The sequence below is a fragment of the Amycolatopsis sp. lyj-23 genome, assembly GCF_046549135.1.
Taxonomy (GTDB): Bacteria; Actinomycetota; Actinomycetes; order Mycobacteriales; family Pseudonocardiaceae; genus Amycolatopsis.
In genome coordinates this window covers 470,042-487,906 of record NZ_JAJPWN010000002.1, presented here as the reverse complement: position 1 = coordinate 487,906, position 17,865 = coordinate 470,042, and the positions used below count along the sequence as shown (strand labels likewise).

The following is a 17,865-nucleotide window of genomic DNA, read 5'->3' as shown; positions in this document are numbered from 1 at the left end:
TTCGGATATGTAACCTTATCCTAACTCAAGCGTCCTGAGGTTATCTTTTAGATTTAAAACAGCTGTATTTAGTTCTAATTAGAAGCTTTGATAGGCTCCCGATCATGACGGAAGACGCTGGTCAAGTGCGGGTGTGCGAGTACCGGAGGTGCGGGGCGCCGTTACCGCCGGCGGTGGGGCGCGGGAGCCGGGCTCGGTTCTGCCAGGACGGGAAGACCTGGGGCCGCCGAAACCTCAGCTGCCGTGACGCCGAGGCCGTGCTCTCGGACGCCGAGACGCTGCGGGAGAGCGACACCGAGCTCGACGACACCGCCGTCACCGCCCTCGCGGGCCAGATCGACCGGGTGCTCGAACCGGCCCGCGGGCTCGTGGAGACCCTCACAACCCTGCGCCACCAGCTGGAGGCGACTACGGCCACAGCGCTGGCCGAACGGGACACTGCCCTAGCCGAAGCCGACGAACACCGCCTCCAACGCGGCCGCGCGGAAGCCGAAGCCACCCAGGCCCGAGAGACCGCCGAGGCGGCCACGGTTGCGGCTGCCTCGGCGGAGAAGGAGAAGGCAGCCGCCCTGCGGGAGCGCGATGAGGAGGGTGCCGCCCGGCGTGCGGCGGTGCAGGAGCAGCAGCGGGCCGAGGGGCAGCTGGCCGCGGTCCGCGACGAACTCGCCCGCCTCGCCGATCGTGCCGATGCCGCGGCGGCGCTCGCCGGCGAACGGGCCGCGGTGATCGCCACCGTGACCGCCGAACTGGCCGCCACCCGCAGTGCGCTCGAGGACGAGCGCGGCCGCGGGCAAGCCGCCACCACGCGCGCGGAGGCGGCCGAAACCCGCGCCGACGCCGCCCGGGAGCGGCTCGAGGCGGTACGTGCGGAGCACGCCGAGGCGATGACGGCGCGCGACGCGGCGCTCGACGCCGTCCGTGCCGACCACGCCAGGGCCATGGAGGCGGCGCGCGCCGGGTTCGACCGGCGGCTCGCCGAGCTGCAGTCCGCGCACGAGCAGACCGTCCGGTCGATGCACGAAACCGCGACGACACTCGGCGCGGAACTGCGCGGCGCGCAGGGCCGGGCCGACGTCGCCGAGCGGGAGCTGACCCGGGTGCTGACCGTCGTGCGTCAACTGCCGGAGCCGCCCGAGATACTTAAGCAACTACTTGACCGTCTGCCGGAGCGGAGTTAACTTAAGTACATGCTTAACCATGAAGAGTCGCTGGACCTGGTGTTCCGCGCCCTGGGTGACCGGACGCGGCGGGCCCTGGTGGAGCGGCTCGTGCGCGGCCCGGCGTCGGTCAGTGAGCTGGCCGAGCCGCTGACCATGTCGCTCGCCGCCGTCGTGCAGCACCTGCAGGTGCTGGAGACCGCCGGGATCGTGCGGTCGGAGAAGGTCGGCCGCGTGCGCACCTGCCGGATCGAGCCGGCGGTGCTGCGCGCGGGCGAGCAGTGGCTGGGACGTCAGCGCACCACGTGGGAGAGCAGGCTCGACCGGCTCGGCGACTTCCTCGCCGGGCCGGACACTCCGGAAGGGAGCACGTCGTGACCGTCTTGCACAGCACGTTCAGCCTGGAACGCACCTACCCGGTGCCGCCGGCGCGGGTCTTCGCCGCCTGGGCGGACCCGGAGGCGAAGAAGCGCTGGTTCGTCTCCGCGGGTTCGCACGAACTGGACTTCCGCGCCGGTGGCCGGGAAGCCGTCGAAGGCCGCACCCCGGGCGGCGGTGCGCTGACCTTCGCCGCCACCTACCACGACATCGTGCCCGAGCAGCGGATCGTCTTCTCCGGCACGCTCACCGGCGACGGCGCGCTCGCGACCGTCTCGACCACGACCGTCGAGCTGTTCGCCGAAGGCGATGGCACGCGGCTGGTGCTCACCGAGCAGGACACCTTCCTCGACGGCGCCGAGAAGCCGGAGTGGCGCGAGCAGGGCACCGGCGACTGGCTCGACCGGTTGGGCGAAGAGCTGAAGTGAGGCCTACCGGGCGCGGTAGTGCTGCGGGCTGAGGCCGAACTCGCGCTTGAACGCCGCGCTGAGGGCGAACGCGCTGCCGTAGCCGACCTGCCTGGCGATCGCGGCGATCGTCGCGTCCGGGTGCCGGCGCAGCAGGTCCGCGGCCAGCGCGAGCCGCCACCCGGTGAGGTAGGCCATCGGGGTCTCGCCCACCGCGGCCGCGAACCGGCGCGCCAGTGCCGCGCGGGACACCCCGACGTCGGCGGCGAGCTTGGCGACCGTCCACGGCTCGCCCGGCTGGTGCTGCAGCAACCGCAGCGCCTGCCCGGCGACGGGGTCTTCGTGGGCCCGGTACCAGGCTGGTGCGCTGGTGTCCGGCCGGTCGAACCAGGCGCGCAGGGCGGCGATCAGCAGCAGGTCCAGCAGCCGGTCGAGGACGGCTTCCTGACCGGGGACGTCCTTGCCGATCTCGGCGGCCAGCAGCCCGATCAGCGGCGTCGGCCAGTCGGCCGCGCGCAGGACGAGCACCGGCGGCAGCGCGGCCAGCAGCCGCCGGCTCAGCTCGCCCGCCATGCCGTAGGTGCCGGTGAGCAGCACGACCGGGCCGTCGGTGCCGTGGCCCCACGTGCGGACCCCGACGTCGGCGAGCTCGGTCAGGTGGCCGCCGTCGGGGGTGCGGCACTCCTGGCCGGGCAGGATCAGTGCCTGCGGCGGGGTCGCGGGGTGGTCGGCCACCACATACGGGTCCGGGCCGCGCACGATCGCGACGTCGCCTTCGCCCATCGGGACGCCTTCGCCGCCGTCGGGCACGATCCACGCGTCGCCGCGCACCACCGACACCACGGTCAGCGGCGCCCGGTCTTCGATCCGCAGCGACCACGGCGGCGTGAGCACCGAACGCAGCAGGAACGCACCGTGGGCACGCGGACCGTCGAGCAGCGCAGCAAGCGGGTCCATGCGCTCGATCGTAGACGCTGGAACATGCGATCGACGCTTCGAACCATGGAGAGTCTCACCTCCACCCGGTTGACTGGCCGCATGACGACTACCTTCCCGGCGACCGCGGTCGGGGCGAAGTGAAGGGAAAACCGATGCCGACGGTGGTGCTGGTGGCCGCGCTGATCGCGGCCGGGCTGCTCGCGGGCCTGTTCTACGCCTACGCGTGTTCGGTGCTGCCGGGGCTGGCGCGCGCGGACGACCGGACGTTCGTCGCGGCGATGCGCGGGATCAACGTGGCGATCGTGAACCCGGTGTTCCTGCTGACGTTCCTGGGTGCGCCGCTGCTGGCGGGGGTGGCGGTGTTCGTCGTCCCGGGGCCGCGGCCGTGGGTGCTCGCGGGGTTCGGGTGCCTGGTGGCGGTGGTGGTGATCACCGGGGTGGTCAACGTTCCGCTGAACAACACCCTCGACGGCGCCGGCGACGACTACGCGGCGGCGCGGGCGGCGTTCGAGGTGGTGTGGGTGCGGTGGAACGGGGTGCGCGCGGTGGTGAGCACGGCGGGCTTCGGCTGCCTGGTCGCGGCCGTGCTCACCCGGCGCGGTTAGTCCCGGAGGCGGAAGAGCAGGTCGGTGACCCAGCCCGCGGGGTCGGGGACCTCGCGGGGGTCGGTGCGCAGCACTTCCAGGCGGCAGCCCCATTCCTCGCCGTCCGGCCCGGCGGTGCGGTCCCAGGTGAGGCCTTCGGCGGCGCCCCAGGCGAGGACGGCTTCGGTCGCGGCGGCCAGGCCGGCGGGTGGGCCGGTGTAGGTGTCGAGGACGTACCGGCCGGCCGGGAGTTCGCCGAGGAAGGCGGGCTCGGCCGGGGTGTGTTCGCCGTCGACGGGGACGCCGGCTTCGACGGTGAACCGCGGGCCGGGGTGCAGGACGCGGTAGCGGAAGAACGGGGCTCCGGCCGGGGCGACGCCGCCGGCGGCGAGGGTGCCGATCAGGGGTGGCAGCCGGTCGGCGATCCGCGGGAACTCCGGGATCGCGACGGTGGCGCGTTCGGCGACGTAGCGCTGGGCCGGCCGCTGGACGACGACGGGCATCAGGCGAAGTCCTCCGGTCCGAGCATGGGCCGGACTTCGATGCTGCCGTAGGTCGCGGCCGGGTGGCGGGCGGCGAGTTCGAGGGCTTCGTCGAGGTCGGCGCAGTCGAGGACGACGAACCCGCCGATCTGTTCCTTGGCCTCGGTGAACGGCCCGTCGGTGAGCAGGACCTCGCCGTCGCGGACGCGGATGGTGGTGGCTTCCGTCGGTGGGCGCAGACCGCCGCCGCCGCGGATCTTGCCGCGGCGGGCCATGTCTTCGCTCCAGCCGCCGCAGCCGTCGTGGCGGTGTTCCGCGGCGGTTTCGTCTCCGGCGATCATCAGCAGGTACTGCATGTCAGCATCCTTCCAGGACTTCGCGCAGGCGCTGGGCGAAGGCGGGTGCGTCGGTGGCGAACCCGCCGTGGCCGCCGGGGAACGTCTCGGCGGCCACGCCGAGCGCCGCGGCCAGCCCAAGGGCGGCTTGGTGGACCGGCAGCCGGGCGGACTGCTCGCCGACGGCGACCACCAGCCGGGCCGGGCTCTCGCGCAGGGCGCCGAGGTCGGGGTCGTAGGCGCCGACGGCGGGCATGAGGTGGCCGAAGAAGTAGGCGAAGTTGCCTGCCGCGCCCGGGTCGAGCGGCGGGGCGGGGTCGACGCCGACGACTTTCATGAACGCGGTGTAGGCGGCGGCGAGACCTTCGTCGCGGAAGAGGGCGGGGATGTCGGGTCCGTCGAGCGCGCCCTCGGGCAGGTAACGGGTGACCGGCGGCTCGTGCAGCACGGCGGTGCGCACGTCGCCGGGGTGGCGGCGCAGGTGCTCGAGCAGGGTGAGCGCGCCGCCGCTGCTGGCCAGGACGTCGGCGGGGCCGACCTCGGCGAGCAGCCGGTGGACGTCGTCGGCGTGGTCGCCGACCGGGTCGTGGCCCGGGGCGCCGTCGAGGGGGCTGCGCGACAGGCCGCGCGGGTCGTAGGTGACGACGGTGTGGTCTTCGGCCAGCAGCGGCCGGATGGGAGCGAACACCGCGGCGTCGGCGGGGCCGCCGGGGATCAGCAGCAGCACCGGGCCGTGGCCGTGGACGTCGTAGGTGAGGGTGGCGCCGGGGACGGCGAGGGTGGTCATGGGTGTTCCTCCGGTGGTCGGGCTTCTCCTGCCCGACGAACGGGCTCGCCCGGGACCGACACGACTTCGGAGATCCTTCGGGTGAGGTAGGTGCGTTCGGCGTCGGTGCCGGCGAGGTCGCGGGCCGTGGCGTACCAGTGGGCGGCTTCGGTGTGGCGGCCGAGGCGGCGGAGGAAGTCGGCGCGGGTGGCGGCCAGCAGGTGGTAGCCGGCCAGCGGCAGGGCGTCGAGCAGGGCGAGCCCGGCGGCCGGGCCGTCGGCCATGCCGACCGCGATGGCCCGGTTGAGGTCGACGACGGCGCTGGGCACGTGCTTGCGCAGCTGGTCGTAGAGGCCGGCGATCTGGGGCCAGTCGGTGTCGGCGGGGTGGGCGGCGGTGGCGTGGCAGGCGGCGATGGCGGCCTGGATCTGGTACGGCCCGGGACGGCGGCGGCGCAGTGCGGCCTCCAGGACGGCGGTGCCTTCGGTGATCGCGGCGGTGTCCCAGCGGGTGCGGTCCTGCTCTTCGAGCGGGACGAGGACACCGTCGGCGTCGACGCGGGTGGCGCGGCGGGCGTGCTGGAGCAGCATCAGGGCGAGCAGGCCGAGGGCTTCGGGTTCGTCGGGCATCAGCCGGGTGAGGACGCGGGTGAGCCGGAGCGCTTCGGCGGCGAGGTCCGGGCGGAGCAGGTCGGGGCCGGTGCTGGCGGAGTAGCCCTCGTTGAACATCAGGTAGAGCACGCCGAGCACGGCGTTGGTGCGTTCGGGCAGCAGGTGCGCGGGTGGGACGCGGTAGGGGATGCGGGCGTGGCGGATCTTGCGCTTCACCCGCACGAGCCGCTGGGACATGGTGGCTTCCGGGACGAGGAAGGCGCGGGCGATCTCGGCGGTGGACAGGCCGGCGAGGGTGCGCAGGGCGAGCGCGACCTGGGCTTCGGTGGCCAGCGCGGGGTGGCAGCAGGTGAAGATGAGCCGCAGCCGGTCGTCGGTGACGCCGCTGTCGTCGGGTTCGGGTTCGTCGGGGACGGGCACGCGGGCGGCCTCCCGGAGTTTGGCGGCGCCGAGGGCGTCGCGGCGGAGCCGGTCGGTGGCGCGGTGGCGGGCGGCGGTGGTCAGCCAGGCGCCGGGGCGGTCGGGGACGCCGTCGCGGGGCCAGGTGCGCAGGGCGAGGGCGAAGGCCTCCTGCGCGCACTCCTCGGCGAGGTCCCAGTCGCCGGTGATCCGGATGAGCGTGGCCACGACCTGGCCCCACTCCTCCCGGAACGCCTCGGCGACCGCGGTCTCGACGTCCACTCCTGCTCCTCCCGCCGGTGTCACCCTCCCGACGAACGGCCGGGTCCGGGACCGACAGCCGCCGCGTGGCAGGCGCCGAACCCGTCGGCGCGCGCGACGATCCGGCCGGCTTCGACGCGGACGGCCGTTTCGGTGGCGTCGCTGACGGCGGTGACGCCGGCGGCGGCCGCGAGTGCGCCGCCGTCGTCGCAGACCAGCCGCAGCCGGGGCCGGGCCGGGGCCGCGATCGCCTGGTCGAGGCAGCCACGCAGGTCGGCGACGGCGAGCCGGGCCAGCGGGGCCAGTTCGCCGGGATCGCTGGTGACGAGCACGGCGGTGACGTCGGCGCCGGCGCGCACGGCTTCTTCGAAGGCGGCGGCGCGGTGCAGGCCGAGGACGGCGACCACGCCGTCGCCGGGCCGGACGGCCGCGCCGGTCAGCAGGTCGGTCGCGGGGGGCGGGTCCCACGGCTCGCTCACCGGCCGGGCCTGGGTGGTGAGGGGCGGCTCGGCCGGCCAGTCGTCGGTCAGGTCGAGGTCGAGCAGGGCGGCGCAGGCGGTGACGAGGTGGAACGGCTCGCCGAAGCCGGGTGCGGCGGCGGCGAGCTGGCTCGCGCCGTGCAGGGTCGTGAGCGCGGCTTCGGCGACCCGGACCAGGCGGCGGCCGGGGCGGACGCGTTCGAGGGCGAGCCCGAGCAGGATCGCTTCGACGCGCATGAGCTGGGCGAACGGCCGGCGGGTGTGCTCGTCGGCGAGGACTTCGGGCACCAGGTCGCGGGCGAGCCGGGCGTCTTCGCCGTCGCTGTCGGTGGCCAGCGGGAGCCGGGCGATCCAGGCGCGGGCGAAGGCGGCCAGGACGTCGGCCGCGGCGGGGTCGGACGGCGGAGCGGCCGGGCGGGGGGCGCGTTCGGCGAGGTCGGCCAGGACGGCGAAGTACAGGGCGCGTTTGCCGGGGAAGTTGGAGTAGACCGCGCCGCGGGTGAGTTCGGCGCGTTCGGCGATGACGTCGACCTTCGCCTCGCGGAAGCCGCGGCGGGCGAACTCGTCGCGGGCGGCGGCGAGCACCTTGGCGCGGTTGCGCTCCTGGGTTTCCGCCCTGCTGAGCCTGACCATCGTCCTCCTTGCCGCGGTGTCGCGAGTCAAGATACCGTGACCACTGAGATGATAAGAACATCTGATTTGAACATCTGGAGTGGTGGATGACCCCCGAGATCGATCTGACCGACCCGGCCGTGCTGACCGACCCGTTCACCGCCTACGACCGGGCGCGCGAGGTGAGCGCGGTGGCCAAGCTGGTCATCCCCGGCTTCGGCCCGTTCTGGGCCGTGACCCGCTACGCCGAAGCACGCGCGATGCTCGGCGACCCGCGGTTCGAGGTGAACTCCGGCAGCTTCCTGCGCCCGCCCGGCGTCCCCGACCACTGCCTGCGGTACATGGAGACGATGGCGGAGAAGGACGGTCCGGAGCACCGGCGGCTGCGGCGGCTGGTGGCCCCGGCGTTCACCCCGAAGCGGGCCGCGCAGCTGCGGCCGCGGCTGGCCGCGATCACCGGGCGGCTTCTCGACGAGCTGCCCGGGCACGCCGAGGACGGCGTCGTCGACCTCGTGCCGCACTTCGCGCGGCCGCTGCCGATCGACGTCATCTGCGAGCTGGTCGGCATCCCGCAGGCCGACCGGGCGCGCTGGCGCGGCTACGGGGCCGCGGTGGCCGGCGGGTTGGGCCCGGACTTCGCCGAGGCGATCCCGGCGATCGTCGAAGGCGCTCAGGAGGCGGTGGCGCGGAGCCGGGCCGAGCCGGGCGACGACCTGATCGGCGACCTGGTGCGCGCGCAGGCCGAGGACGGTGACCGGCTCACCGACACCGAGCTGGTCACCCTGGTCTGGCACCTGATCCTGGGCGGGCAGACGCCGGTGAACCTCATCGCCAACGCCGTCGAAGCGCTGCTGCGGCACCCGGACCAGCTGGCTCTGCTGCGGGCCGAGCCGGGGCGGTGGCCGGGGGCGGTCGAGGAGCTGATGCGCTGGTGCAGCCCGCAGCTGCTGACCACGCCGCGGTTCGCGCGCGAGGACGTCGAGATCGGCGGGGAGGTGATCGGCAAGGGCGAGCGGGTGACGGCGGCGGTGGTGGCCGCCGACCGCGACCCGCGGGCGTTCGAGGCCGCGGACCGCTTCGACATCACCCGTTCGGGTCCGGCGCAGCTGGGCTTTTCGCACGGCCCGCACTTCTGCCTGGGCGCCTCGATCTCGCGGGTGCAGACCGAAGTGGCGTTGTCGGCGCTGTTCGCGCGCTTCCCGGACCTGGCGCTCACCGAGGACGTCCCGCGGGCGCCCGACGGCGGGACCTGGCGGCCCGCGCGGCTACTGCTGGCGTTGTGACACCAGCACTTCGATCCCGTCGAGGACGCGGGCGAGACCGAAGCGGAAGGTGTGGGCCGGGTTCTCGGCCGCGTTGTGGGCCGCACCGGCCGCCTGGCCGACCCGCGAGGAGATCGGGTAGTGCGCCGCGCCGGCAGCCGGGATCCCCGCCAGCACCGGCCAGGCGCGCTCCCACCACTGGGCGTCGGTCAGCCCGGTGGTGCGGACCAGGCGGGCCTGCTCGAGCGAGCTGCGGGCGGTGGTGCGGACCAGGCCGGTGACGAGGCTGACCACGGCGTCCATTTCGACGTCGTCGAGGCCGATCCCCTCCACCGCGCGCAGTTCGTTCTCGTACTTGGCGAAGCTGTGGGGGCCCAGGGCCGGGCGGCTGGTGGTGATCTCCAGCAGCCAGGGGTGGCGGTGCGCCAGTGCCCACTGGTCTTCGGCGACGGCGGTCAGCGCGGCCCGCCAATGGAGTCCTTCGGCGGAGGCCGTCAGCTCGCCGTGGGCGTGGTCGACCATCAGGTCCAGCAGCTCGGCCCGGCCGGGGACGTAGGTGTAGAGGGACATGGGGGAGACGCCGAGCTGTTCGGCGACCCGGCGGATGGTGACGGCCTCGATCCCGTCGGCGTCGGCGAGCGCCACGGCCGCGCGCACGACGTCGGCGGGGGCGAGCTTGGGTTTCGGGCCGCGGCGCGGGGGCGCCGAGACGCCCCAGAGCAGCTCGATCGCCCGCCGCGGGTCGCCGTCACCGTTCTCCTGCGTGCGCACGCCGGTCATTCTGTACCCCTGATCTCCGTACGACGTACAGAATTGTGCTAACCTTCTTCGTACACTGTACAGAGTTAAGGGGCTTGATGACTCCGCAGATCCACACCGAGGGACTCCGCAAGCGCTACGGCGACGCGGACGCCCTCGCTGGTTTCGATCTCTCCGTCCCGGCTGGCACCCTGTGCGGCCTGCTGGGACCCAACGGCGCGGGCAAGACGACGGCGGTCCGCGTGCTCTCGACGCTGCTGCGCCACGACGGCGGCGTCGCCCGGGTCGCCGGGTTCGACGTCGCCACCGAACCGGCGAAAGTGCGTTCGGCGATCGGGCTGGTCGGCCAGCAGGCCGCCGTCGACGAGGTCCTGTCCGGGCGGCAGAACCTGATCCTGTTCGGACGGCTGCACCACCTGGGCCGCCGCGAGGCCGTCCGCCGGGCCGGCGACCTGCTCGAACGGTTCGGCCTGGCCGGCACCGGCTCGAAGCCGGTGTCGGCCTACTCGGGCGGGATGCGGCGGCGCCTCGACCTGGCCGCCTCGCTGCTGGCGGCCCCGCGGGTGCTGTTCCTGGACGAGCCGACGACCGGGCTGGACCCGCGCAGCCGCACCGAGGTCTGGCGGGCGGTGCGGTCGCTGGTCGCGGACGGGACGACGGTGCTGCTCACCACGCAGTACCTGGAGGAAGCCGACCGGCTGGCCGACCGCATTTCCCTGGTCGAGCACGGCCGGGTGATCGCCGAAGGCACCCCGGCGGAACTCAAGGACTCGCTCGGGGCGACCCGGATCGAGCTGGTCCTCACCGATCCCGGCACCGTCGGCGCGGCGGCGGGGCTGCTGGCCCGGGTGACCGGGGCCGAGCCGGTCACCGACGAGCTGCGGGTGAGCGCGGCCGCGCCGGACGAGGCTTCCGTGCTCACCGACGTCGTGCGCGAGCTGGGTGCGGCCGGGCTCGCGGTCGCCGACGTGGCGCTGCGGCGCCCGACGCTGGACGAGGTGTTCCTGCAGCTGACCGGCGGGGCGGAGGTGCCGCGATGAGGTGGGCGGTCGAAGACGGCTGGACGCTGACCCTGCGGTACCTCGCGCAGCTGGCGCGGCGCCCGGCCCGGCTGGCCACGGTGGTGGCGTTCCCGATCCTGATGGTGCTGATCTTCGCCTACCTGCTCGGCGGCGGGATGAGCGTGCCCGGCGGGGGCTCCTACCGCGAGTTCCTGATGCCGGGGATGTTCGCGATGACGATGGCGTTCGGGCTGTCCGGGACGATGACCGCGGTGCTGGACGACGCCGCCAAGGGGGTCACCGACCGGTTCCGGTCGCTGCCGATGGCGCCATCAGCGGTGCTGACCGGGCGGGTGGCGGCGGACCTGGTGAACGCCGTGCTCGCGCTGGCGGTGCTGCTGGGCTGCGGGTTCGCCGTCGGCTGGCGCCCGCACGGCAGCCTGGGCGAAACCCTCGCCGCGCTGGGCCTGCTGCTCCTGCTGCGGACGGCGCTGGTCTGGGCCGGGATCTACCTGGGCCTGCTGACGTCGGATCCGTCGATGGTGACGCTGGCGCAGACGGCCGAGTTCCCGTTCGGGTTCCTCTCCAGCGCGTTCGTGGCGACGTCGACGATGCCGGCGTGGCTGGGCACCGTGGCGGAGTGGAATCCGTTGTCCTCGACGGTGACGGCCGCGCGGGTGCTGTTCGGCAACCCGGGCGCGGCCGGGACGTCCTGGGTGAGTTCGCACGCGGTGGCGATGGCGGTGGGGTGGCCGCTGGTGCTGCTGGCGGTGTTCGTCCCGTTGTCGGTGCGCAGGTACAGGAGGCTGGGGAACTGAACGTCCACTTCGAACCGGGCGAACCACCGCGGGCGGGCCGCCTGGTGGTCGACGGCCGGGAGCTGTCCGTCGTCGAGGCCCTGCCGGAGCTGCTGGAGGAGACCGCGGGGTTCTGGCCGACGGCCGCGCGGGCCGCGCTGCGGCTGGTCGCGGCCGGCCGGCTGCTGCCGGGGGTCACCGAAGCCGGGTACGACGCCTGGCGCGCCGGGCCGCTGGACCCGGGGGAAGCGGCGTGGCTGCGGGACCTGGCGGCCGCGATGCCGGCGGACGAGCGGGCGCCGGGGCCGCTGCTGCGGGCGTTCCTCGACGCCGTGGCCGACACCCTGCCCCGCACCCCGGCCGCGGCGAAGGCCGCCGGGACGCGCTTGTTCGCCGCGGCCGGGGTGCAGCGGGCGGAGTCCCTGCGCGACTGGGCCGACGAGCTGGCGGCGGGGCTGGATTCGGGGATCCGGGTGTCGCTGCGGGTGCACGCGCCGGACGGGTTCGCCGCCGGCCGGTTCCACGCCGTGGTCCAGGTGCACAGCCTGGCCGATCCCGGGCAGGTCACCGACGCGGCGCAGCTGTGGGCGACCGGGCGGTTCGGGCCGCGGGCCCGCATCGACGTCCTGCTCGCGCTGCGCCGCGGTGCGCGGGTCTGGCCCGCGCTGGGCCCGCTGCTGACCTCGGCGGTGCCGGCCGAGCTGGACCTCGGCGAGGACGACGTCACCGAGCTGGTCGCGACCGCGGCACCGCGGCTGGCGGCGGCCGGGATCGACGTGCATTGGCCGGCCGAGCTCGCGGGGTCGCTGACCGCGCGGGCAGTCGTGCGGGCCGGCGACGCTCCGGGTGACCTGCCGTCGTTCTTCGGCGGCGGGCGGGCGCTGGCGTTCGACTGGCAGCTCGCGCTGGGCGATGCCGTGCTGACCGAGGTGGAGCTCGACGCGCTCGCCGAGACCCGCCGCCCGGTGGTGCGGCTGCGCGACCAGTGGGTGCTGGTCGACCCGGCGCTGGCGGCGAAGGCCCGCGACCGGGCGCTCAAGCCGCTGACGCCGGTTGACGCGCTCGGCGCGGTGCTGTCCGGGACCACCGAGGTCGAGGGCGAAGTGGTCGAGGTCGTTACCGACGGCTGGCTGGCGCGGCTGCGGGAACGGCTGTCCGGGCCACCGCAACCGCAGGCCCCGCCGCCGGGGCTGGCCGCGTCGCTGCGGGACTACCAGCTGCGCGGGCTGCAGTGGCTGGCCACCGTGACCGGGCTCGGTCTCGGCGGGTGCCTGGCCGACGACATGGGCCTGGGCAAGACGGTCACGCTGATCGCCCTGCACCTGCACCGAGCCGCGGGACCCACGTTGGTCGTGTGCCCGGCGTCGCTGCTGGGCAACTGGGAACGGGAGATCCGCCGGTTCGCCCCCGGCGTGCCGGTGCGGCGCTTCCACGGCGGTGCCCGGTCGCTCGAGGACCTCGAGGGTTTCGTGCTGACCACCTACGGGACGCTGCGCACCGATCCGGCGCCGCTGGCCGCGGTGCGGTGGGACCTGCTGGTGGCGGACGAGGCCCAGCACGTCAAGAACCACCGCTCGGGCACCGCGAAAGCGCTGCGGCTGGTGCCGGCGGCGGCGCGGGTGGCGCTGACCGGAACGCCGGTGGAGAACGCGCTTTCGGAGCTGTGGGCGATCCTCGACTGGACCGCGCCCGGTCTCCTGGGCTCGCTGAGCGAGTTCCGCACGCGCTGGGCGAAGCCGATCGAGGCGGGTGACCCGGCCGCGGCCGAACGGCTGGCCCGGTTGCTGCGGCCGTTCCTGCTCCGGCGCCGCAAGTCCGACCCGGGGATCGCACCCGAGCTGCCGTCGAAGACCGAGACCGACCGGCCGGTGGCGCTGAGCGCCGAGCAGGTGGCCCTGTACGAGGCGGTCGTGCGGGAGATGATGGCCGACATCGCCACGAGCGACGGGATGGCCCGGCGCGGCCGGATCGTGAAGCTGCTGACCGCGCTCAAGCAGATCTGCAACCACCCGGCCCAGTACCTCAAGCAGCCCGGCGGCCGGTCGGGCAAGGTGGAGCTGCTCGACGAACTGCTCGACACGATCCTCGCCGAGGGCGGCGCGGTGCTGGTGTTCACCCAGTACGTCGCCATGGCGCGGCTGCTGGAGAAGCACCTGGCCGGACGCGGGATCGCGACGCAGCTGCTGCACGGCGGCACCCCGGTGGCGCGTCGCGAAGAGCTGGTCGCGCGGTTCCAGGCCGGCGAGGTGCCGGTGTTCCTGCTGTCGCTCAAAGCGGCGGGCACCGGGCTGAACCTGACCCGCGCCGACCACGTCGTGCACTTCGACCGCTGGTGGAACCCGGCGGTGGAGGACCAGGCGACCGACCGGGCGTACCGGATCGGGCAGACCCGGCCGGTCCAGGTGCACCGGCTGGTGGCCGAGGGGACGGTCGAAGACCGGATCGCGGCGATGCTGCGGGAGAAGCGGGCGCTGGCCGAGGCGGTGCTGGCCGGCGGCGAGGCCGCGTTGACGGAACTGTCGGACACCGAGCTGGCCGAGCTCGTCGAACTGAGGAGCCGCGGATGAACGACGACCGGGTGCGCGGGTTCCCCGCGTTCGGTCCGGGCGGGCGCGTCGCTCGCTCGTGGTGGGGGCGGGCGTGGGTGCAGGCGATGGAGGACACCGCGCTGGACCTGCGTCAGCTGAAGAAGGGCCGCAAGTACGCCGCCGCCGGGCTGGTCGGCCCGATCACGATCAGCCCGGGCCGCATCGCGGCGGTGGTCGAGGACGCCGACGGCGGCCCGTACCGGACGCAGCTGCGGCTGGCGGAGCTCCCGGAAGCGGACTGGACGCGGTTGCTCGACCGGGTCGCCTCCCGCGCCGGGCACCTGGCGGCGCTGCTGGACCGCGACCTGCCACCGGATCTGGCCGAGGCGGCCGGCGTGGACCTGCTGCCGGGGATCGCCGACCTGGACCCCGACTGCGACTGCCCGGGCTGGGAGCTGCCGTGCCGCCACGCGGCGGCGTTGTCGTTCCAGACGTCGTGGCTGCTGGACGCGGACCCGTTCCTGGTGCTGCTGCTGCGCGGCAAGGGGGAGCGGGAGATCCGCGCGGAGCTGGCCGCCCGCACCGCGCCGGCCCCGGTGGCCGACCGGGTCCCGGGTGAGGTGCCCGACCTGGCGGCGTTCCGGCCATCGGGTGCGCCGTCGATCCCGGCGGCGCCCGGGGTGCCGGCGGAGACGTTCGCGCTGCTGGCGGCCAACGCGGTCGGGCAGGCCCGAGCGCTGCTGAACGGACAGCCGTGGCCGGGACGGCGCCACGACGCGGTCCGGCTGGCCGCAGAATTCCCCACGGCGGCCGAGCGGCTGGACGTGGGCGCGCGGGCGATCGCGGCGTGGCGTTACGGCGGTCCGGACGGGCTGGAGGTGCTGGAATCCTCCTGGACGCCACCCAAAGCGGCGATCGGCGCGGCACGGGCGGCGCTCGCGGACGTCGAGGCGGAGCCGGTGTTCGAGCGCAACCACTGCACGGTGGGTGCGGTACAGCTGCGGCTGGACCGCCGAGGCCGCTGGCACCCGTACCGCCTGGAGGGGCAGGAGTGGTGGCCGGCGGGCCCGCCGGAGACCGACCCGGCGCTGTTGGTGGGCTGATTTCGGGGCTGCGCGGAGGTTTCAGCTGCTGGTGGCCACGCTCATCGAGGTGATGCGGGGGAACCCATATCACGGGTCGCCGTGGCCCATTTGCCGCGGCTCGCGGTGGGCAACTCGCGTTGAAGCGGGCGGTCAGCGGACAGCTCTCCGCAGGGTCGGGTGACCTGTCGCCGCGATCGGGGTCGCCGGGCGGAAATCCGCCAGATTTCCCGGTATCCAGCGCGGTACTCGTTGTCTCCTGTCCCTCGACGGCGGGTTCCGCCGGGCCACTGGGGGTGCGGGCGCGCGGGTTCTTCCCGCGCGCCCGCCCGGTTTCCGCCGGTGACCGAATACCCGCTGTCGAAAGCTGGAGGGGACCGTCGCCACGGCGGTTCCCTCCAGCGTCAGGCCGCCGTGGTCACCGCGTAATCCTTGACCTGCATCGAGTCGTGCATGCGGACGCCGCCGGTGTTGAGCTTCGCGATCGCCCGCGTCAGCCCGGCCGGCAGCGCCGAGACCAGCTGGCCGCCGCGGGCCAGCGCCCACACGCCCGCGGGGGAGTCCGGGATCAGGCTGCGGGCCGCGCCGATCGCGAAGGCGCGGCTGCGGCGCACCAGCTCGCCCATTTCCCGCTCGTAGGCGGCGAAGGCGCGCTCGTGGTCCCCGCCGGCCGCGGCCAGCTCGCCGGCCAGGACGTACGCGCCGAGCACCGCGAGGCTCGTGCTGCCGCCGACGGCCGGGCCGGGGCAGTAGCCGGCGTCGCCGACGAGCGTCACGCGGCCGCGGGACCACGTGTCCAGCCGCAGCTGGGTGATCGAGTCGAAGTAGAACGGGCCCGGGCCGTCGAGTGCGGCCAGCCAGCCGTCGACCTGCGGGTGCATTCCGGAGAACGCGGCCCGGAGCAGCTGCTTCTGCCGCGGGACGTCCCGGTGGTGGTAGTCCAGCGGCTCGGCGCGGCGGAACAGGAACACCGCGCGGGCGTCGTCGAGGTGGCGGGCGCTGTAGAGGGAGGCGGTGCGGCCGGGGCCGAGGTGGGTGACGGCTTCCCCGTCGAGGCCGAGGGTGTCCGGCAGCGACAGCACGGCCAGGTACGCGCCGATGAACGTCGTCAGCCCGGCTTCTTCGCCGAACACCAGCCGCCGGACGTTCGAGTGCAGCCCGTCGGCGCCGACGACGACGTCGAACCGGCGCGGCCGGGCGTGCTCGAAGGTGACTTCGCCGTCGGGGGACAGGGCGGTGATCGAGTCGCCGAAGAGGTACTCGACGTCGTCGCGGCCGGCGTCGTAGTAGATCTCGGACAGGTCGTCGCGCATGATCTCGACGTGCCGGTCGGAGGTGGCCTGGAAGATCTTCCGCAGGTCCACGCGCAGCGGCCGGCGGGCGCCTTCGCGGTGCAGCGTCATCCGGGTCGTGCCGGTGGCGACGGCCTCGACGCGGGGCAGCACGCCCATCCGTTCGGTGATGTCCATGGCCGGCCGGAAGAGGTCGACGGCGTGGCCGCCGGTCTTGCGCAGCGCCGGCGCGCGCTCGACCACGGTGACGTCGAAGCCGTGCCGGGTGAGCCAGTACGCCAGCACCGGCCCGGCGATGCTGGCGCCGGAGATGAGGATCCGCATGAGTACCTCCCTGACTTAACGGTAGGTAAGTTGTACCACGTCTCCTTACCTATCGTTAAGTCAGCTATGCTGGGGCGGTGCCGAAACCGTCCGACACCAAGCAGCGCATCCTCGACGTCGCCCGCGCCCTGTTCGCCAGCCAAGGGGTGCAGCGCACCAGCCTGCAGGACATCGCCGACCGGCTCGGCATCACCAAACCCGCGCTGTACTACCACTTCCCCTCCCGCGAGGACCTGGTCCGCAGCATCGTCCAGCCGCTGCTCGACGACGGCGAGAACTTCCTGCTCGAGCAGGAAGCCCGCGGCGACGCCCCGGTGCGCGAACTGATCGAAGGCTTCTTCGACTTCAACTACCGCCACCGCGCCGACGTCGTCATGCTGCTGGCCGAGCTGCCCACCCTGGCCGACCTCGGGCTCATCGACCGGGCCCTGGGCTGGCGGACCCGGCTCACCCAGCTGATCTGCGGGCCGTCACCCACGCTCGAACAGCAAGCCCGGGCCATCCTGGCGCTGGGCGGCCTGCAGGACGTCTGCATGCAGTTCCCCGACGCACCCGTCGCCGACCTGAAGGCCGCCGCGGTCGCCGGCGCCCTCGGCGCACTCGGCTGCTGAAAAATTCTTCCGCGGCGCGTGTCGAGAACGCGCCGGCGGCTCCGTCCCCGGGACGACAGCGACAACCCGGAGAAGGAGACCACCATGCAGCAGCACGAGATCGCCGAAGTCCTCGCCCGCCCGCTCAGCCGCGAACTGCTCACCCGCGACCTGACCCGGCTGGCCTACGTCGCCAAGGACGGCACCCCGCGCAGCATCCCGATCGCCTTCACCTGGAACGGCTCGCAGATCGTCCTGTGCACCGCGAAGAACGCCCCGAAGCTGCCCTCGCTGCGCGCCAACCCGGCCGTCGCCCTGACCATCGACACCGAGGTGCACCCGCCCAAGATCCTCCTCATCCGCGGCCGCGCCGAACTCGACGTCGTCGACGGCATCCCGGAGGAGTACCTGCAGATGAACGGCAGCTACGAAATGACCCCCGAGCAGCGGATCGAATGGGAACGCGAAGTGCGCTCCCTCTACGACGGCATGGTCCGGATCGTCATCACCCCGACCTGGGCGAAGCTGATCGACTTCGAGACCACCCTGCCCACCGCGGTCGAGGAACTGGCCCGGCAGCGCGCCGAGCGCCTCGGCTAGCGCACCGCGGCCCGCGGATGGTGGTCTTGCGGGGTGCGGTGTGGCTGCGGTGGCGATCGCAGGTGCGGCCGGCCGGGTAGTGATCGTCGACGGCGCTGTGCAGTCAGCTGGAACCGAAGTTCGGACGTCCGTGGACCGTGTGAGACCGGGCGGGGTCGCGGTGGGCCGAATTGTTGCGCCCGCCGGCCGCGCGGCCGTGCACGCGGTGGCCGCCGCCGGC

19 protein-coding genes are annotated in these 17,865 nt (G+C 74.0%); 11 read left to right on the top strand and 8 right to left on the bottom strand.

From position 1 onward, the window contains the following. Window positions 1-104 precede the first annotated feature (104 nt). From ACLJPY_RS04870 to ACLJPY_RS04860, 3 genes are read left to right on the top strand one after another with little or no spacing between them, the layout of a single operon-like run. Entirely contained in the window at window positions 105-1,178 is a 1,074-nt protein-coding gene (locus ACLJPY_RS04870) for a hypothetical protein (protein WP_410586797.1), read from the top strand. 9 nt (window positions 1,179-1,187) lie between these two features. Continuing rightward, complete coding sequence (locus ACLJPY_RS04865) at window positions 1,188-1,535, top strand: ArsR/SmtB family transcription factor (RefSeq protein WP_410586796.1); 348 nt, start codon at window positions 1,188-1,190, stop codon at window positions 1,533-1,535. After that, on the top strand, window positions 1,532-1,963 hold the full coding sequence (locus ACLJPY_RS04860) for an SRPBCC family protein (RefSeq protein WP_410586795.1): 432 nt from the start codon (window positions 1,532-1,534) through the stop codon (window positions 1,961-1,963). Before ACLJPY_RS04865 ends, ACLJPY_RS04860 begins: the two co-directional genes overlap by 4 nt. 3 nt (window positions 1,964-1,966) lie before the next feature. On the opposite strand, the gene ACLJPY_RS04855 is transcribed toward ACLJPY_RS04860, so the two are convergent. Beyond that, window positions 1,967-2,899 (bottom strand): AraC family transcriptional regulator, encoded by a 933-nt coding sequence (locus ACLJPY_RS04855; protein ID WP_410586794.1) that lies wholly within the window; start codon window positions 2,897-2,899, stop codon window positions 1,967-1,969. Window positions 2,900-3,033: 134 nt separating this feature from the next. Between ACLJPY_RS04855 and ACLJPY_RS04850 the strand changes: the two genes are divergently transcribed. Then, the gene (locus tag ACLJPY_RS04850; protein ID WP_410586793.1) at window positions 3,034-3,486 is read left to right on the top strand and encodes a DUF1772 domain-containing protein; all 453 of its coding nucleotides are present in this window, start codon (window positions 3,034-3,036) and stop codon (window positions 3,484-3,486) included. On the opposite strand, the gene ACLJPY_RS04845 is transcribed toward ACLJPY_RS04850, so the two are convergent. The 5 genes from ACLJPY_RS04845 to ACLJPY_RS04825 are packed head-to-tail and all read right to left on the bottom strand — an operon-like array spanning window position 3,483 to window position 7,431. Then, window positions 3,483-3,968: an AraC family transcriptional regulator gene (locus ACLJPY_RS04845; protein WP_410586792.1), complete on the bottom strand. Its 486-nt coding sequence runs from the start codon at window positions 3,966-3,968 to the stop codon at window positions 3,483-3,485. The genes ACLJPY_RS04850 and ACLJPY_RS04845 overlap by 4 nt on opposite strands. Next, entirely contained in the window at window positions 3,968-4,303 is a 336-nt protein-coding gene (locus tag ACLJPY_RS04840; protein WP_410586791.1) for a YciI family protein, read from the bottom strand. Before ACLJPY_RS04840 ends, ACLJPY_RS04845 begins: the two co-directional genes overlap by 1 nt. 1 nt (window position 4,304) lies before the next feature. After that, window positions 4,305-5,069 (bottom strand): alpha/beta fold hydrolase, encoded by a 765-nt coding sequence (locus tag ACLJPY_RS04835; protein ID WP_410586790.1) that lies wholly within the window; start codon window positions 5,067-5,069, stop codon window positions 4,305-4,307. After that, window positions 5,066-6,340: an RNA polymerase sigma factor gene (locus tag ACLJPY_RS04830; RefSeq protein WP_410586789.1), complete on the bottom strand. Its 1,275-nt coding sequence runs from the start codon at window positions 6,338-6,340 to the stop codon at window positions 5,066-5,068. The genes ACLJPY_RS04835 and ACLJPY_RS04830 overlap by 4 nt, the downstream gene beginning before the upstream one ends. 20 nt (window positions 6,341-6,360) lie before the next feature. Then, on the bottom strand, window positions 6,361-7,431 hold the full coding sequence (locus ACLJPY_RS04825; protein WP_410586788.1) for a TetR/AcrR family transcriptional regulator: 1,071 nt from the start codon (window positions 7,429-7,431) through the stop codon (window positions 6,361-6,363). 86 nt (window positions 7,432-7,517) lie between these two features. Between ACLJPY_RS04825 and ACLJPY_RS04820 the strand changes: the two genes are divergently transcribed. Beyond that, window positions 7,518-8,693 (top strand): cytochrome P450 family protein, encoded by a 1,176-nt coding sequence (locus ACLJPY_RS04820; RefSeq protein ID WP_410586787.1) that lies wholly within the window; start codon window positions 7,518-7,520, stop codon window positions 8,691-8,693. Here ACLJPY_RS04820 and ACLJPY_RS04815 read toward each other — a convergent pair. Beyond that, on the bottom strand, window positions 8,676-9,452 hold the full coding sequence (locus ACLJPY_RS04815) for a TetR/AcrR family transcriptional regulator (protein ID WP_410586786.1): 777 nt from the start codon (window positions 9,450-9,452) through the stop codon (window positions 8,676-8,678). The two genes, ACLJPY_RS04820 and ACLJPY_RS04815, sit on opposite strands and share 18 nt — an antisense overlap. 77 nt (window positions 9,453-9,529) lie before the next feature. On the opposite strand from ACLJPY_RS04815, the gene ACLJPY_RS04810 reads away from it, so the two are divergent. The 4 genes from ACLJPY_RS04810 to ACLJPY_RS04795 are packed head-to-tail and all read left to right on the top strand — an operon-like array spanning window position 9,530 to window position 14,860. Then, window positions 9,530-10,471: an ATP-binding cassette domain-containing protein gene (locus ACLJPY_RS04810; protein WP_410586785.1), complete on the top strand. Its 942-nt coding sequence runs from the start codon at window positions 9,530-9,532 to the stop codon at window positions 10,469-10,471. After that, window positions 10,468-11,250: an ABC transporter permease gene (locus ACLJPY_RS04805; RefSeq protein ID WP_410586784.1), complete on the top strand. Its 783-nt coding sequence runs from the start codon at window positions 10,468-10,470 to the stop codon at window positions 11,248-11,250. Before ACLJPY_RS04810 ends, ACLJPY_RS04805 begins: the two co-directional genes overlap by 4 nt. Before the next feature lie 44 nt (window positions 11,251-11,294). After that, complete coding sequence (locus ACLJPY_RS04800) at window positions 11,295-13,796, top strand: DEAD/DEAH box helicase (protein ID WP_410586783.1); 2,502 nt, start codon at window positions 11,295-11,297, stop codon at window positions 13,794-13,796. Next, on the top strand, window positions 13,793-14,860 hold the full coding sequence (locus ACLJPY_RS04795; protein ID WP_410586782.1) for an SWIM zinc finger family protein: 1,068 nt from the start codon (window positions 13,793-13,795) through the stop codon (window positions 14,858-14,860). The genes ACLJPY_RS04800 and ACLJPY_RS04795 overlap by 4 nt, the downstream gene beginning before the upstream one ends. Before the next feature lie 383 nt (window positions 14,861-15,243). On the opposite strand, the gene ACLJPY_RS04790 is transcribed toward ACLJPY_RS04795, so the two are convergent. Next, complete coding sequence (locus tag ACLJPY_RS04790; RefSeq protein WP_410586781.1) at window positions 15,244-16,455, bottom strand: FAD-dependent monooxygenase; 1,212 nt, start codon at window positions 16,453-16,455, stop codon at window positions 15,244-15,246. A gap of 77 nt (window positions 16,456-16,532) precedes the next feature. Between ACLJPY_RS04790 and ACLJPY_RS04785 the strand changes: the two genes are divergently transcribed. Beyond that, window positions 16,533-17,066, top strand: coding sequence for a TetR/AcrR family transcriptional regulator (locus tag ACLJPY_RS04785; protein ID WP_410586780.1), 534 nt, complete (start codon window positions 16,533-16,535; stop codon window positions 17,064-17,066). 84 nt (window positions 17,067-17,150) lie between these two features. Beyond that, a complete protein-coding gene (locus ACLJPY_RS04780; RefSeq protein ID WP_410586779.1) occupies window positions 17,151-17,645 on the top strand; it encodes a pyridoxamine 5'-phosphate oxidase family protein in 495 nt (164 codons plus the stop codon). The last annotated feature ends 220 nt before the right edge of the window (window positions 17,646-17,865 follow it).